The organism is Herbaspirillum sp., assembly GCF_035644555.1.
In the GTDB taxonomy this organism is placed as follows: Bacteria; Pseudomonadota; Gammaproteobacteria; order Burkholderiales; family Burkholderiaceae_D; genus Herbaspirillum.
The window spans coordinates 13,328-27,411 of sequence record NZ_DASQOH010000021.1; the positions used below are offsets into that span (position 1 = coordinate 13,328).

At 62.8% G+C, this 14,084-nt stretch carries 15 protein-coding genes and 2 pseudogenes; 9 read left to right on the forward strand and 8 right to left on the reverse strand.

The features are described 5' to 3' along the window. Window positions 1-6 precede the first annotated feature (6 nt). Complete coding sequence (locus VE092_RS06885) at window positions 7-777, forward strand: FadR/GntR family transcriptional regulator (protein ID WP_324875160.1); 771 nt, start codon at window positions 7-9, stop codon at window positions 775-777. Here VE092_RS06885 and VE092_RS06890 read toward each other — a convergent pair. The 3 genes from VE092_RS06890 to VE092_RS06900 all read right to left on the reverse strand — a co-directional run bounded on the left by VE092_RS06890 (window position 765) and on the right by VE092_RS06900 (window position 3,996). After that, window positions 765-1,298: a C40 family peptidase gene (locus VE092_RS06890; protein ID WP_182994990.1), complete on the reverse strand. Its 534-nt coding sequence runs from the start codon at window positions 1,296-1,298 to the stop codon at window positions 765-767. The two genes, VE092_RS06885 and VE092_RS06890, sit on opposite strands and share 13 nt — an antisense overlap. Before the next feature lie 36 nt (window positions 1,299-1,334). Then, window positions 1,335-2,537, reverse strand: a complete 1,203-nt coding sequence (locus VE092_RS06895; protein WP_006462779.1) for an acetylornithine transaminase — start codon at window positions 2,535-2,537, stop codon at window positions 1,335-1,337. Window positions 2,538-2,946: 409 nt separating this feature from the next. Beyond that, window positions 2,947-3,996 carry a CDP-6-deoxy-delta-3,4-glucoseen reductase gene (locus VE092_RS06900; RefSeq protein ID WP_077238313.1) on the reverse strand — a complete coding sequence of 350 codons (1,050 nt, stop codon included), beginning with the start codon at window positions 3,994-3,996 and terminating at the stop codon, window positions 2,947-2,949. 36 nt (window positions 3,997-4,032) lie between these two features. Here VE092_RS06900 and VE092_RS06905 point away from each other — a divergent pair, with 36 nt between their 5' ends. The 5 genes from VE092_RS06905 (at window position 4,033) to VE092_RS06925 (ending at window position 8,739) form a co-directional block, all read left to right on the forward strand. Continuing rightward, window positions 4,033-4,914 (forward strand): SDR family oxidoreductase, encoded by an 882-nt coding sequence (locus tag VE092_RS06905; RefSeq protein ID WP_324875165.1) that lies wholly within the window; start codon window positions 4,033-4,035, stop codon window positions 4,912-4,914. A gap of 211 nt (window positions 4,915-5,125) precedes the next feature. Further along, a complete protein-coding gene (locus VE092_RS06910; protein WP_324875168.1) occupies window positions 5,126-5,899 on the forward strand; it encodes an ABC transporter ATP-binding protein in 774 nt (257 codons plus the stop codon). Beyond that, window positions 5,896-6,897 carry an ABC transporter substrate-binding protein gene (locus VE092_RS06915; protein WP_006462775.1) on the forward strand — a complete coding sequence of 334 codons (1,002 nt, stop codon included), beginning with the start codon at window positions 5,896-5,898 and terminating at the stop codon, window positions 6,895-6,897. The genes VE092_RS06910 and VE092_RS06915 overlap by 4 nt, the downstream gene beginning before the upstream one ends. Before the next feature lie 207 nt (window positions 6,898-7,104). Further along, window positions 7,105-7,878, forward strand: coding sequence for an ABC transporter permease (locus VE092_RS06920; protein WP_077238312.1), 774 nt, complete (start codon window positions 7,105-7,107; stop codon window positions 7,876-7,878). Window positions 7,879-7,950: 72 nt separating this feature from the next. Then, on the forward strand, window positions 7,951-8,739 hold the full coding sequence (locus VE092_RS06925; RefSeq protein WP_324875172.1) for a transporter substrate-binding domain-containing protein: 789 nt from the start codon (window positions 7,951-7,953) through the stop codon (window positions 8,737-8,739). Window positions 8,740-8,766: 27 nt separating this feature from the next. Here VE092_RS06925 and VE092_RS06930 read toward each other — a convergent pair whose 3' ends face one another. After that, a complete protein-coding gene (locus tag VE092_RS06930; RefSeq protein ID WP_006462772.1) occupies window positions 8,767-9,237 on the reverse strand; it encodes an Lrp/AsnC family transcriptional regulator in 471 nt (156 codons plus the stop codon). Between the two features lie 102 nt (window positions 9,238-9,339). Between VE092_RS06930 and VE092_RS06935 the strand changes: the two genes are divergently transcribed. Further along, window positions 9,340-10,242, forward strand: coding sequence for a DMT family transporter (locus VE092_RS06935; protein ID WP_324875175.1), 903 nt, complete (start codon window positions 9,340-9,342; stop codon window positions 10,240-10,242). 79 nt (window positions 10,243-10,321) lie between these two features. Here the strand turns inward: VE092_RS06935 and VE092_RS06940 are convergent, their stop codons facing one another. Both VE092_RS06940 and VE092_RS06945 read right to left on the reverse strand, forming a co-directional pair. Further along, window positions 10,322-11,104 carry an SDR family oxidoreductase gene (locus tag VE092_RS06940; RefSeq protein WP_324875177.1) on the reverse strand — a complete coding sequence of 261 codons (783 nt, stop codon included), beginning with the start codon at window positions 11,102-11,104 and terminating at the stop codon, window positions 10,322-10,324. After that, a complete protein-coding gene (locus VE092_RS06945) occupies window positions 11,101-11,427 on the reverse strand; it encodes a nuclear transport factor 2 family protein (protein ID WP_324875179.1) in 327 nt (108 codons plus the stop codon). Before VE092_RS06945 ends, VE092_RS06940 begins: the two co-directional genes overlap by 4 nt. 102 nt (window positions 11,428-11,529) lie before the next feature. Here VE092_RS06945 and VE092_RS06950 point away from each other — a divergent pair, with 102 nt between their 5' ends. Continuing rightward, complete coding sequence (locus VE092_RS06950; protein WP_324875181.1) at window positions 11,530-12,438, forward strand: LysR family transcriptional regulator; 909 nt, start codon at window positions 11,530-11,532, stop codon at window positions 12,436-12,438. A gap of 31 nt (window positions 12,439-12,469) precedes the next feature. On the opposite strand, the gene VE092_RS06955 is transcribed toward VE092_RS06950, so the two are convergent. After that, window positions 12,470-12,820, reverse strand: a complete 351-nt coding sequence (locus tag VE092_RS06955) for a hypothetical protein (protein WP_324875183.1) — start codon at window positions 12,818-12,820, stop codon at window positions 12,470-12,472. 167 nt (window positions 12,821-12,987) lie between these two features. Here VE092_RS06955 and VE092_RS06960 point away from each other — a divergent pair. Then, window positions 12,988-13,569 (forward strand): annotated as a pseudogene (locus tag VE092_RS06960) (LysR substrate-binding domain-containing protein); the annotation flags it as partial. 98 nt (window positions 13,570-13,667) lie between these two features. Here VE092_RS06960 and VE092_RS06965 read toward each other — a convergent pair. Continuing rightward, window positions 13,668-14,084 (reverse strand): annotated as a pseudogene (locus tag VE092_RS06965) (acyltransferase); the annotation flags it as partial.

Here is a 14,084-nt window from a genome sequence, read left to right on the forward strand (position 1 = left end):
CACAACATGCCCATCGAAGCGATCGAACCGCAGCGGCTATACCGGCAGATCAGCGACCAGTTGCGCAAGCTGATCGTGGATGGCGAGTTTGCGGTCGGTTCGCGCCTGCCTTCCGAGCGCGACCTGGCGCTGCAACTGGGGGTGAGCCGGCCCTCCTTGCGCGAGGCCCTGATCGCGCTGGAGGTGGAAGGGCATATCGAGGTCAGGATGGGCTCGGGCATCTATGTCTGCCCGCCGGTGCAGCGCGAGCGGCGCAGCGACCTGTCCGGCGAGGAGGGCCCGCTGGAGCTGATCCGCGCCCGCGAGATGATCGAAGGGGAGGTGGCTTACGCCGCCGCCCAGCATGGCAGCCGGCAGCAGATCGCCGCCATCGAGGAGGCCTATGCGCTGATGATTTCCAATGCCGAGGCCGGCATCGATCCGCTGGAGGCTGACCGGCTGTTCCATATCCGGATGGCCGAGGCGACCGGCAACAGCGTGCTGGTCGGGCTGGTGACGCAATTGTTCGATGCCCGCCTGGGTCCGCTGTTCGAACGCCTGCACAGCCACTTCGACGGCACCCGGGTGTGGCAGGAAGCCATCGACGAGCACGGCCTGATCATGCAGGCCCTGCGCGAGCGCAATCCCGAGCAGGCGCGTGCGGCCATGCGGCGGCACATGGATATCGCCTTCACGCGCTACAGCGCCAACCTGATCCGCGAATACGGCAACCGCCAGCAGCAGGAGGGCAAGCCGCGCAAGCGCACGGCCCGCAAGGTCGAAGCTCAGTTGAAATAGGTGCGCGCCATCTCGAAGCGGGTGGCGAAGTAGGGGTTGTCCATCCGCGTGATGTGGACCTTGCCGTTGGTGGAGGGCGCATGCACGAAGCGGCCGTCACCGAGGTAGATGCCCACGTGCGAGAAGGGCTTGTTCATGGTGTTGAAGAACACCAGGTCACCGGCCCGCAGCTGCGAGGGATCGATCTGGCGACCACGCCGCGCGATGTCGGCGGCGCTGCCGCTGATGCGGTAGTTGGCGGCCTGCCCGAAGATGTAGGAGACCATGCCGCTGCAATCCAGGCCGGCCGAGGGATTCTTGCCGCCGAAGCGATATCCGGTATCGATCAGCGAGAGCGCATAGAGCGCCACTTCATTGCCATTTTCACTGGCCGGCAGCGCCGGCACCTGCGATTGCGGGGCGCCGGGCAGCCGTTCGATGGGGGGCGCGGTCGGTGCCGTGCCGCAGGCGGCCAGCACCAGCGCGGTGGCCAATGCGGCCACTGCCGCCAGGGTCGACCGGGGGGATGGCGCGCTGGCCATCCGGTTCGAAACAATCCGTACGCGCCCCGCCATCGCTTACTTCCCGATCTTGGCCAGGACCACTTCCAGCATGTCGAACATCTGGTCGATTTCTTCCTTGGTCACGTTCAGGGCCGGCATGAAGCGCAGCAGGTTGGGGCGCGGGGAGTTCAGCAGCAGACCCACCGGTTCCAGGTTGCGCGCCGCTTCGACGATCTGCGGGCCGATGTCGCGACCCAGTTGCAGGGCACGCAGCAGGCCTTCGCCACGCTCGCCTTCGAAGCCGTACTTTTCCGAGATTTCCAGCGAACGCTGGCGCAGGTACTGGCCGCGCTCGCGCACGCCTTCCATGAAGCCGGGCTTGAGCAGTTCCTTGATCACGGCCACGCCCACAGCGGTCATCAGCGGATTGCCGTTGTAGGTGCCGCCCTGTTCACCGGCTTCGAAGCAGGCGATCTCTTCACGCGCCAGCAGGGCTGCCAGCGGCACGCCGCCGCCGATGCCCTTGGCCAGGGTCATGATGTCGGGTTCGATGCCGGAATGCTGGTAGGCGAACAACTGGCCGGTACGGCCCATGCCGCTCTGCACTTCATCGACGATCAGCAGCAGGTTCTTTTCCTTGGTCAGGGCGCGCAGGCCCTGCATGAATTCCTTGGTGGCGGGGATCACGCCGCCTTCGCCCTGCACCGGCTCCAGCATCACGGCCACGGTGTGTTCGCCGATGAGCGCCTTGACGCTGTCCAGGTCATTCAAGATGGCCTTGGGGAAGCCCGGCACCTGCGGGGCGAACATGGTGTCCCAGCCGTCCTTGCCGCTGGCCGACATGGTGGCCAGGGTACGGCCGTGGAAGCTGTGCTTGAAGGTGATGATCTCGAAGCGTGCCGAACCGTTGGCGGCCGGGTTCTTCTTGCCCCACTTGCGGGCCAGCTTGATGGCGCCTTCGTTGGCCTCGCCGCCGCTGTTGGCGAAGAACACGCGGTCGAACACCGAGTTCTCGGTCAGCAGCTTGGCCAGCTCGATGGAGGGCTGGTTGTAGAAGGCCGGGGAGGGATTGATCAGCTTCTTGCTCTGCGCGGCCAGGGCGTCGGCGATGCATTGCGGCGCATGACCCAGGGTGTTGACGGCCCAGCCCTGGAGATAGTCGAGGTAACGCTTGCCGTTATGGTCGGTCAGCCACATGCCCTGGCCTTCGGTGAAGACCAGCTCGGGGCGGTTGGTGACGTACATCAGCTTGTTGGCGTCGGACTGGCTGTATTGCATCGATGGACTCCTGCAAGGATTGCTTGCGATAGGGTGATAGGAATGGTGCGGGACAGACCGTTGCTGACACACTGGCAGGAAGCGGTAGGCGCACGACAGACCCGGATGGCGGATAAAAAAAAGCCACAGGGTTTGCCTGTGGCTTCGCGATTCGTTTCACTTCACGCGCGCAGCAGCAAACCTTTCTCAGGTTGGCTGCGACGTCGTAAAAATGTGGCGTTGGCGATCATTCGGTGAATATTAGGACGTTTTGCGCATAGCGTCAAAAAGAAATTTCCCGTCGGACCCGCCGACGGGCGCATCCGGCGGGCCACCGTTGCAATTTCATCGCATCGCGCCGGGCCGCGTGGCGTCAGGCTCGGGCGGCATCTTCGCAAATGCGCGTGACGCCGGCATGACAGTACGCTGCTCAGCTTGCCGGGCTGTCCGAGACGGCCTTGGCCAGGTCGGCTTCGGAGGTGAAGGAGTCGGCGTAGAACTCGTCTTCCGGCAAACCGCACTGGGCGCTGAAGTCGCGCTGTGCCGATTCGACCACGATGGGGGCGCCGCAGGCGTAGACCTGGTGGCCGGAAAGGTCGGGGAAGTCTTCCATCACGGCACGGTGGACGAAGCCGCTGCGGCCGCTCCACTGGTCCTCCGGCTGGGCGTTGGATACCACCGGCACGTAGGTGAAGTTGGGCAGGTCGCGCTGCCACTGCTGGCACAGCGCGTCCATGTACAGATCCTGCGGCCGGCGACCGCCCCAGTACAGCGTGACCGGGCGGGTGGAACCGGCGTGTTCCAGCTGCTCGACGATGGCCTTGATGGGTGCGAAACCGGTGCCGGAGGCCAGCAGGATGATGGGCTTGTCGGAGTCCTCACGCAGGAAGAAGGTCCCCAGCGGGCCTTCGATGCGCAGGATGTCGCGTTCCTTCAGGGTGGTGAAGACCTGGTCGGTGAACAGGCCGCCCGGCAGGTGGCGTATGTGCAGGCTCATGTGCTCATCCTTGTGCGGAGCGGTGGCCATGCTGTAGCTGCGGCGTTTGCCGTCGCGCAGCAGGAATTCCACGTATTGGCCGGCCTTGTACTGCAGACGGTCGTTGGCCGGCAGTTGCAGCGAGAGCACGATGACGTCGTCAGCCACCTTGTCCAGCTTGGCCACGCGCACCGGCAGCTTGCGCACCGGGATTTCGCCCACGCCGGCCACTTCGCGGGCCTCGATGGTGACATCGCTCTGCGGCTTGGCCACGCAGAACAGGGCAAAGCCCAGTTGCTGCTCGTGCGCCGACAGGGCACGTTCCTGATGCGGGCCGTGCTCGACCTGGCCGGACACCAGCTTGCCCTTGCAGGAGCTGCAGGCGCCGTTCTTGCAGCCGTAGGGCAGGCCCACGCCGGCGCGAATGGCCGCGGTGAGAATGGATTCACCTGCGTCGCAGGAGAACTGACGGCCGCTAGGCTGGACTGTGACTTGGAAACTCATACAATTCTGCTTCTGGATAAATTTGGATTGAATACCGTGAAAAAACTGGGCCTGCCCCGCGTACTGATCCTGGGCTGTGGCGATGTCGGCCTGCGCCTGCTGCCGCTGCTGCTGCCGCGCTATCGCGTGCTGGCCGTGACCAGCCACCCCGAGCGCTGCGCCGAACTGCGCGCGGCCGGCGCCATTCCCATCGTCGCCAACCTTGACGCCCCCTTGACGCTGGGCCGCCTGGCACACCTGGCGCCGACCATCCTGCACCTGGCGCCCCCGCAGTCGGACGGCCGCATCGACCGCCGTACCCGCAATTTGGCCGCCATTTTACCCGAGGGCGCGCGCCTGGTTTACATCAGCACCACCGGCGTGTACGGAGATTGCGCTGGCGCAAGCTTCGACGAGACCCGCCGTGTCAACCCGCAAAACCTGCGCGCTGTGCGTCGGGTCGATGCCGAAACGGTGCTGCGGGCCTGGGCGCGGCGCCGGCACGGTCGCCTCTCCATCCTGCGCGTGCCGGGGATCTATGCGGCCGACCGCCTGCCGCTGGAACGCCTGCAAAAGGGCCTGCCGGCGTTGGTGGCGGGGGAGGACGTGCATACCAACCACATCCATGGCGACGACCTGGCCCGCATTGCCGCTGCCGCCATGCGCCTGGGTGCGCCCAACCGCGTCTATCATGCCGTCGACGATACGCAACTGAAGATGGCCGACTACTTCGACGCCGTGGCCGACGCCGCCGGCCTGGCCCGTCCGCCGCGCCTGCCGCGTGCCGAGCTGGAACGCAGCGTCTCGCCGATGATGCTGTCCTTCATGTCGGAATCGCGCCGTCTGGCCAACCAGCGCATCAAGCAGGAACTGGGCGTGCGGCTGCGTTATCCCGACGTCCAGGCCTTGTTGACTGAATGGAAACTGACGAAAACCTGACGTCTTTATGCGTTTTGGGCGTCTTTCTTATTCGAAATACGAATAAGCATACGATTTTTAAGTAGTTGTTCGGCCTGGCCGGCAACAGTACAGTGCATTCCTGACAAAAAGGGGGAAAGCGCGCCCGGGGGCGCTCTGCCATCCCTCCCATGCATCCTGATCCAGGCATTTCAACCGCATCTCAACCTGCGCGGCTCGGCCGCCGGACGACATGAAGCTATCTTTCAACAACGTCGCCAAGCGCTTCGGCGACCTGCACGTGATCGAGGAATTCACCCGCGACATCGCATCGGGTGAACTGGTCGCGCTGGTCGGCCCCTCCGGTTGCGGCAAGTCCACCCTGCTGCACATGGCTGCCGGCCTGGAAGAGCCCAGCAGCGGCACGGTCGCTGGTGACGGTCAGGCCATTCGCGGCCCGCATCCAGAGCGCACCCTGATGTTCCAGGAAAACGCGCTCTATCCCTGGCTGACCCTGCAGCAGAACGTGGCCCTGGCCCTGGAATTCCAGAACATCGACAAGAAGAAGGCCGCCGAGCAGGCCGCCGTCTGGCTGGACAACGTCAAGCTCAAGGGCTTCGAACACTATTACCCGCACCAGGTCTCGGGCGGCATGCGCCAGCGCGCCGCGCTGGCACGCGCCTTCATCTCGCAGCCCAAGGCCCTGCTGCTGGACGAGCCCTTCGGCGCCCTCGATGCACTCACCCGCATGACCCTGCAGGACGCCCTGCGCGACCTGATCCGCCAGCAGGGGCCGACCGTGGTGCTGGTCACCCATGATGTGGACGAGGCGCTGTTCCTGGCCGACCGCATCTTCGTATTCAGCCCGCGCCCGGCCAAGGTCTTGAAGGAATTCAATCTCGTGCATCACGAAAAGACGCACGACTTGTCCGAATTCGCGGCCACCCGTCGCGAGATCCTCTGCCTGCTGGGCATCCACGCCGAGCAGGACGAATTTGCCAAAAACATTGAAGGGGTTGGAGTATGAAACTCGCACGCATCCTGGCACCGGCCATCGCCGCCGCTGCCCTGGCTTTCACCGGCAATGCCTTTGCCCTGGAAAAATTCAAGATCGGCTACCTGCGCGTGATGGACGATGCCCAGGCCATGGCCGCCTATGAAGCCGGCCTCTACAAGAAGTACGGCCTGGATGTGGAGCTGATCGAGTTCAAGTCCGGTACCGACCTGGTCAAGGCCATCGTCGGCGGCCAGCTCGACAGCGGCGTGTTCGGTTTCTCCAACGCCGTGGCCTGGGCCTCCAAGGGCGCCGACCTGAAGGTGGTGGGCGGTGCGCAACTGGGCTATCACGCTCTGGTGGCACGCGAGGACTCTGGCATCAACAAGGTCGCCGACCTGAAGGGCAAGACCCTGGCCTCGCAAGCCGAGGGCAGCACCGCTGATACCGTACTCAAGGGCGTGGTCCTGCGCGACGCCGGCGTCAAGCCGGATGACGTCAACGTCATGGGCGTCTCGCCCCAGGTGGCGGTGCAGTCGCTGGTGGGCAAGCGCGTGGATGCGGCCTTCCTGTTCGAACCGCAGGCCCGCATCGCGCAACTGATCGCACCGGTCAAGCAGATCTATGAGATCGGCGAAGTCTGGCCCTTCCCCTGCATGGTGGTGATCACCTCCGGCGAGACCCTGAAGAAGAAGCGCGACGCTGTCTGGAAGTCGCTCGACGCCCAGCGTGACGCCATCACCCTGCTGCAGAAGAAGCCCGCCGAGGCCTCCAAGCTGATCGCCGGCTACTTCATCGCCGAGCCGACCCTGAAGACCCTGAAGCATGGCGAAATGCTGCGCGAAGACGTGATCCGCGACGCCATCAAGAGCCAGACCTTCACTGCCAAGATCAACAAGAAGGACCAGGACCGCATGCAGGAAATCGCCGATATCCTGCAATCCCAGGGCTCGCTCAAGACCCGTGATGGCAAGCCCTTCGACGTGAACTCCATCACCGACCTGTCGTGGCAGAACGCCCGCAAGCTGTGATGTCGGGATGGCAGGATGCCTGAACTGTGCTGCCTACCGTTCGCCCTGAGTAGCGGCGCAGCCGCGTATCGAAGGCACTGCGTCGGGGGCGCCTTCGATACGGCCCTGCGGGCCTACTCAGTCCGAACGGTTGGAGGTCGGGTTGAAGAGGTTTAATGTTTTTTGATCTGGCCGGAGCGAGTCCGGCCATCGTCTTTTATTTGTCTTATGAGCTCACAGCGTCGCGTTACCGGTCTCCGCAAGAAGCTGGCCATGGTCCTGGCCATCGTCTTCATCCTCCTGATGTGGCAGATCGCAGCCTGGTCGCTGCCATCCTTCCTGATGCCGGGCGTGCCGTCGGTGGCGGCGCGCCTGTTTGAAGAGGTGCAGTCCAGCAATTTCCGCCTGGCCCTGTTCGGCAGCCTCTATCGCCTGGGCATGGGCTATGGCTCGGCGCTGGTGCTGGGCATCGGTTTCGGCCTGATCGGCGCGGTATTGTTCTTCTTCCGCGAAGTGCTGAAGTCGGCCATCGTGATCCTGCAATCGATCCCGTCCATCGCCTGGGTACCGCTGTTCCTGATCCTGATGGGCTTCGGCAACCTGCCCATCGTGGTGGTGGTGGCCATCGCGGCCTTCTTCCCGGCGGCTTTGTCGGTGATGAACGCCACCGAGAGCGTGCAGCAGGTGCATGTCTCGGCAGCCCGCGTGATGGGCGCCTCGCGCCTGTCCATGCTGCGCCGGGTCTACCTGCCGGCGGTGATGCCGGAGCTGATCACCGGCGCTCAGCTGGCCTTCGGCAACGCCTGGCGCGCCCTGATCTCGGCCGAGATGCTGGTCGGTTTCGGCAAGGGGCTGGGCCGCACGCTGGCCTACTCGGGGGAGACTGCGGACATGATCGGCGTGATGGCCAACATCCTGACCATTGCCATCCTGGCGGCGCTGATCGACCAGGTCATCCTGGAAAATCTCAAGCATCGTCTGCTGCGCTATCAGTATGTCTGAGCAGGATGTCTGAGCAAGAATCCTGATCCGGGTTTGATCCAACACCCAGTATTCAAGTCATCTGGACTCACGATGCGCGGTCTTCATTCTTTCATTTTTGCGCTGGCGGCACTGCTGTCATGCAGCCTGCAAGCCGGTGTGGTGGATGACGCCCGTCGCAGCGGGCAGTTGCGCATCGGGCTGGATCACGTTCCGCCGACGTACAAGGGCGGCATGAAATTCCGTACGCCGGAAAACATCGCCACCGTGCTGGCCGATGACCTGGCCGCGCAGTGGAAGGTGAAGGCCGAACTCCAGACCAACGGTGCAGAACGCGCCGCCCTGAAAGGGATGCGGCCCGAGCTGGTGTTCACCCGTACGGCGCCCGCTCAGGCCGCGGCGAGCGATGTGGTCGAGATCCCCACCGGTTACAGCGCCGGTGGCATGGCCATCATGCGCACCGACACCACCATCCGCAAATGGGAAGACCTGCAGGGCCGCAGCGTCTGCGTCTCGGCTGGTTCCCCCTATGTCGGCACGCTCACTGCGCGTTACGGCGCCATCGAAAAGGTGATGCCGGCCCCGGCCGATTCCCTGCTGGCGGTGCGCACCGGCCAGTGTGACGCAGCCGTGCATGACGACACGCTGATGAAGGCCCTGCTCAAGCTGCCGGAGTGGAAGAAGTTTTCCGCCCAGCTGCCGCCCACGTCGCGCCAGGCACTGGTACTGCAGGTGCGCAGCGGCGACCCGGCCGATCTGGCCGCGGCACGCCAGGTGGCGGCGCGCTGGAACGATACGTTCTGGGGCAATGCCATCAAGAAGTGGGTCAACAACGTGGCCTTCGAGGTTTATCTGGATCAGAACGTTCCGGATTGTCACTGAGCGCAGGCGAATCCCGAATCGAAAATCTCATCTCCATCCAGGCAAGGGAAGGGCGGTCGTCAGTTTTGTCTCTTCCAGCGAAATACTGGTTTCAGTTTCCCCCACGCTATCGATGATGATCAGCCTGTCGCGGATGAATTTGCGGCAGGCGTCGACGCTTTCCACGCGCAGCATCAGCAGATAGTCGTAATTCCCGGTGACCAGATGGCAGGTCATGATTTCCGACATGTTTCTGATGGCAGCCTCGAACGCATCCACCGCCTTCTTGCTCTGGGTGCGTAGCCGTACGTGGATGAAAGCGGTCAGGCCTAGGCCGATCTTGGGACCATCGACCAGTGCCACGTATCGCTTGATGATGCCGTCTTCTTCCAGTTGCTTGACCCTGCGCGCGCAAGGCGTGGGCGACAGGCCCACGCGTTCCGACAGTTCCTGGATCGTCAGGTGCGCGTTCTCCTGCAAGGCCTGCAGGATCTGTATGTTGAATTTGTCCAGATTCATAAATGGCTGGGGCCCTCGTTATTGGTGATTTTCACCAGAAATGGCGATACAAGAGGTGTATCTTAGCTAAATTCCCTATCGCTGTGAGCGTATTCTGCATGCATGAATACCTTACTTCTCTTCTTCAACGCCTTGCTCGTCGGGCTGGGCTCTTCAATGGTTCTGTCGCAAAACGCGGAAGTTACCCCCGTAATCGGGGTGGGTCACCGCATGTTGGGGGCAGGGGTGATTCTGCTGTTGATCGCATGGGGAAGCGGGAAGCGATTGCGCCTTGCACGTCATCACATGGTCTGGGTAGCCATGCAGGGCATTGCTATGTTCGGGTTGGCTTACGTTGCCTTCTACAACGCGGTGCTCCACATTCCCAGCGGACTGGTCGCCCTGGTGCTGTCGGTCTCGCCGATGATCACGGCGTTTCTCTCACGGCTCCTGACCGGGGATATACCGACGACCACCGATAAGATCGGCATGGGCTGCGGCGTATTGGGGATATGCATCGTTTTCGGTGGCGGGATGGGACCCCTGATTTTCAATCAATCCTATCGGCATGAACTGACGCTCGGTCTGGCATGGGCATTGATGGCCGCCTTCTCGACGGCAGCAGGCACGGCCATCGGTGCGCGAAATCGCATACATGGAATATGGGGCGTCGCCACTGTTGGCTGGGGGTTGCTGTTCAGCGGTGTGGTGTGTCTGGCGGTGGCGGCGTTGGAGGGCTCGGCGATCGTGTCCAGGTATTCGGATTCCTACCTGGCCGGGCTGGCTTATCTGGTCGTGGCGGGATCGGTCGCGGCATTTCTGCTGTACTTCGAACTGATCAAGCGCACCGGCCCGGCCAGGGCGTCATTTTCCTTTGTCCTGGTCCCGGTGGTGGCGATCTGCATGTCCGTCATCAGGGAAGGGGTGGTGGTGACACTCCCCCTGTTCGCGGGAACCAGCATTGCGTTGTTGGGCAATATTGTCGTGTTGCGGCAGTCGTCGAAGTCCCCTGGTTCTGGTGGCTGACGGGCTGGAGATACTCTGCGGGGGATGGCAAGTCTCAAGAACTTGCCATCGCCCAGCTTGCAGCGATTATCGTGTATTGCTACGCAGTCGGCACTGTGCCACCGTCTATCCGATACTCGGTCCCCGCCATCGAAGCCGCTCGCGGGGATGCCAGGAACGCGATCAGATCGGCGACCTCCTGGGGTTGTGCGGGCCGGCCGACCGGGATGCCTCCCAACCAGTCCATGATGATTTTCTTGCCACCCTCGTAGTCCGTCCCGGCCTGCGTCGCCATCCGCTGCGCGAACGTCACGGAAGCCTCGGTCTCGATCCAGCCCGGAGCGACGCTCAACACGCGCACGCCCTTTGGCGTCACCTCTCTTGCCAGCGACTTGCTGTAGGTCGTGAGCGCCGCCTTGGCAGCGGCATAAGCGGTGGTCGACTCGGGCAGGGGCAGCACGCGCTGGATGGAGCTGACGTGAATGATGACCCCGCAGCCTTGCGCCAGCATGGTGGGAAGCAGTGCACGATCCAGACGCACGGCCGGCATCAGGTTCAGGTTGAGCTCGGCGAACCAGTGCTCATCGCTGATCGCAGCGAAACCACCGACGGGCGTTCTTGATCCTCCAAGGACGTTGATCACGATGTCGACGCCACCCCAGTCCTGCAGGATGGCGTGGGCGAGGTGATCGCTCCCTTCCGCCGTAGACAGGTCGGCAGCGAGGTAGCTCACTCCTTCGACTGGCTGCGCAGGCAGGGAGCGCGCCGACGTCATCACCCGGGCACCGGCCTGGGCGAGGGTTTTCACGACGGCAGCGCCAAGACCCTGCGTGCCACCGGTGACCACGGCCCGCAGGCCCTTCAGATGAAGATCGAAGCTCATGCGCTGATCTCCAGCGAGGCGATCAGGCCCCGCTCCAGGCGAAAGCGATAGGTCAGCACGATAGGGCTAGCGGGGAAGTTGCCGGAGACCTTGGCGCGCACGAGCTGGACGCCGTCGTCCAGTTCCACGGCAAACGGCACGCTGGTCGCGCTGTACCTGGCCGATGCCTCGGCCATGAAGGCCGTGATGGCGTTGACGCCGGTATAGGTATGGCCGTCATCCCTCATGACGGCCTGTGCCGAGAAGCAGCGTGCCAGCGCTTCGGGATTGTGTTCGGCCGCGAAGTACGCAGCAATTGGCTCAGGAAGGGGCAGGGTGTCCATGTGCTTGGCTTGATGAGGTTGGTAAAGGCCTCAGGATGCGCGCCAATCTGAATTTAGTTAATATCCTAGAATTCGTATGTTCTATGTAGAAAAAAATACATAATGCGTGGATCCGATTTTGCTGAGTTGAAGGCTTTCGTCGCTGTCGTGGAGCGGCAGAGTTTTGCCCGCGCGGCGGAGCATCTGGGTCTCTCGCCGTCGGCCCTGAGCCAGACCATCAGGCAACTCGAAGGCCGCATTGGCGCCCGTCTGCTGAACCGGACCACGCGCAGCGTCGCGCCCTCGGCGAGTGGTGAACTGCTCTACAGACGTGTGGCGCCGCTGTTTCGGGAGATGGCTGCTGCAGTCGCTGAAGCCAGTGAGGCCACCGGCAAGATGAGTGGCACGCTGCGCATCAATACGCTCGGGATCGCGGCGCGAACCCTCATTGCGCCCCGGCTTTCACGTTTCCATCAGGCGCACCCGGACGTGATCCTCGACATCGTGGTGGACGACGCGCTGGCCGACATCGTGGAGGGCCGTTTCGATGCCGGTATCCGCGTCGGTAACCGGCTCGAGAAAGACATGGTGGCGGTCCGCCTCACGCCGGACCTGAACATGGTGGCCGTGGCGTCCCCGGACTATCTTGCGCGTCGCGGAACACCCAGGACACCTGCCGACTTGCACCAGCATACCTGCATCAACTGGCGGCTCCAGATGGACGGCAGGCACTATCGTTGGGAATTCAAGAAACGTGGGCGACAGATGGAGGTCGCGGTGGACGGCCCCGTCGTCACCAACCATGCCGATATCGGCATCGCTGCAGCACTCGACGGGCTTGGCATTGCCTATCACTTTGAACGGGATGGCGTGGCCGAACTTCTGGAACAGGGGCGGCTGGTCCAGGTGCTGGCGGACTGGTCGATTTCACGCCCGGGGTTGTACCTCTATTACCCGAACAGGCGGCATCGACCAGCCCTCCTCGGCGCGTTCATCGACTGTCTGCTGGATCGGCAGCCCGAGACCATCTGACCTTGCTTATGTCGGCGATCGGTAAGCCGGTCTAAGCCATCGTGGCCGCATTGAGCGTGCCGTTCTTGGCCATCTCCTTGATCCGCTCGCGGACCTTCTCTGCCAGTTTCTGCTTGTCGTCGGACGACATCTGCTCGTATTGATCTTTCGTTACTCCCAGGGACTGCAGCACCATATAGAACAGCCGCTGATCCGGCGACATGGCCGCCCATTCCTGCAGTTCCCGCGCCGGATCGGACTTCGTCGAGGCTGACAGCGAGCCACTGGCCTTGGCCAGCTGCAGCCTGTTCTCGAAAGAAGATCCCGATGCGTTGCCCCGGCCTTGCGTCGAACCACTGCCCGGATAGGTGGTATTTTTATCAATCGAGTCGATGATGTTCATGATGAGTTTGTGATCTCCGATAAAACTTCATTGTGCGTGGGCTGGACGCATGCTTGCAGCCTACGGTCTGACAGGTCAGCGGCCGCCGATCCGTCCTGGCGGGCGGAGTCATTTTAGAACCTAATTGATAAACAGGCGTGAGAACCGACTGGGGCGACCACATCGATATGAGGTACGCCATCCCCCGCCTGCCGCGCTTTGCTGCCCTGCATCCCCACATCACGGTGCATCTCTCTGAACGCATGGAGCCGTTCCTGCTGCCTGGTAGTGGCCTGGATGCGGCGATCCATTTCTTACATCCGGCCTGGGCCGGAATGCACATCTATCGTCTGCTCGATGAGGTGCTGGTGCCGGTATGTCATCCTGCATTACTGGAAGGGGCGACAGGGCCCGCTGCCTTGGACACTCTGCCTCGCCTGCATCGACGTCAGAATCACGATGCCTGGAACCGCTATGCCGCGCAGACCGGGATTAGCCTGAGCCATTCTGCGCAAGGGCCCCGCTATGACTTGCATGGAATGCTGATTGAGGCAGCATTGGCCGGGCTCGGCGTCGCGCTGGTGCCCCGTCTGTATGTGGAAGTCGAACTGGCGCAAGGTCGCCTGGTCGCACCGTGGCCGCAGGACGGCAGCATTTCCAAGACATTTTGCCTTGTGCTCCCTGAGCCGTTGCCACTTGGCAGTGAGCCACTCAAGGCGTTCGCACAATGGATTCTTGAAGAAGCCAGACCGTTGGCCGGACTTGAATGAGCGTATGGTCGCCTTTCGCATGACCACGTGGCACCCTCCGGAAGGCAATGAAAGAGGGTCAGGTGGAGCGGCTCATCCTGCGAGCGAACCATGAATGGCTATGTCCCCCGGATGATACGGTTCATCGGTGCGGAAAACGCGCGTGAGATGGCCTGGGCCAGCGCAGCCGAAATCATGAAGTAAGCGGGCAGGAGCACCATCTTTCCTCCTCCTGAAATGGTTTGCGGTGGGAATCCTACGCGCATCAGGCCGAGTACGATCAGATGAAAGAGATAGAGCTCATAGCTCAAGCGCCCGCATGCAGCCAGCCCACGGCACGCGACTGTCGTGCAGCGTGCGGGCCTGTATTGCGAGGCGACCAGCATAAGTGCCGTCCCTGCAGCCATGACCGTGCAACCCAGCACCTTGCTCTGCGCGATCGGCCAAGCCAGATATAACACCGCCATGGATAGTCCGAGCGCGATCTGCACGACAGGGTGATTCAGCCATGCGAGCCCGCCGCGCCTGGAAAAGAT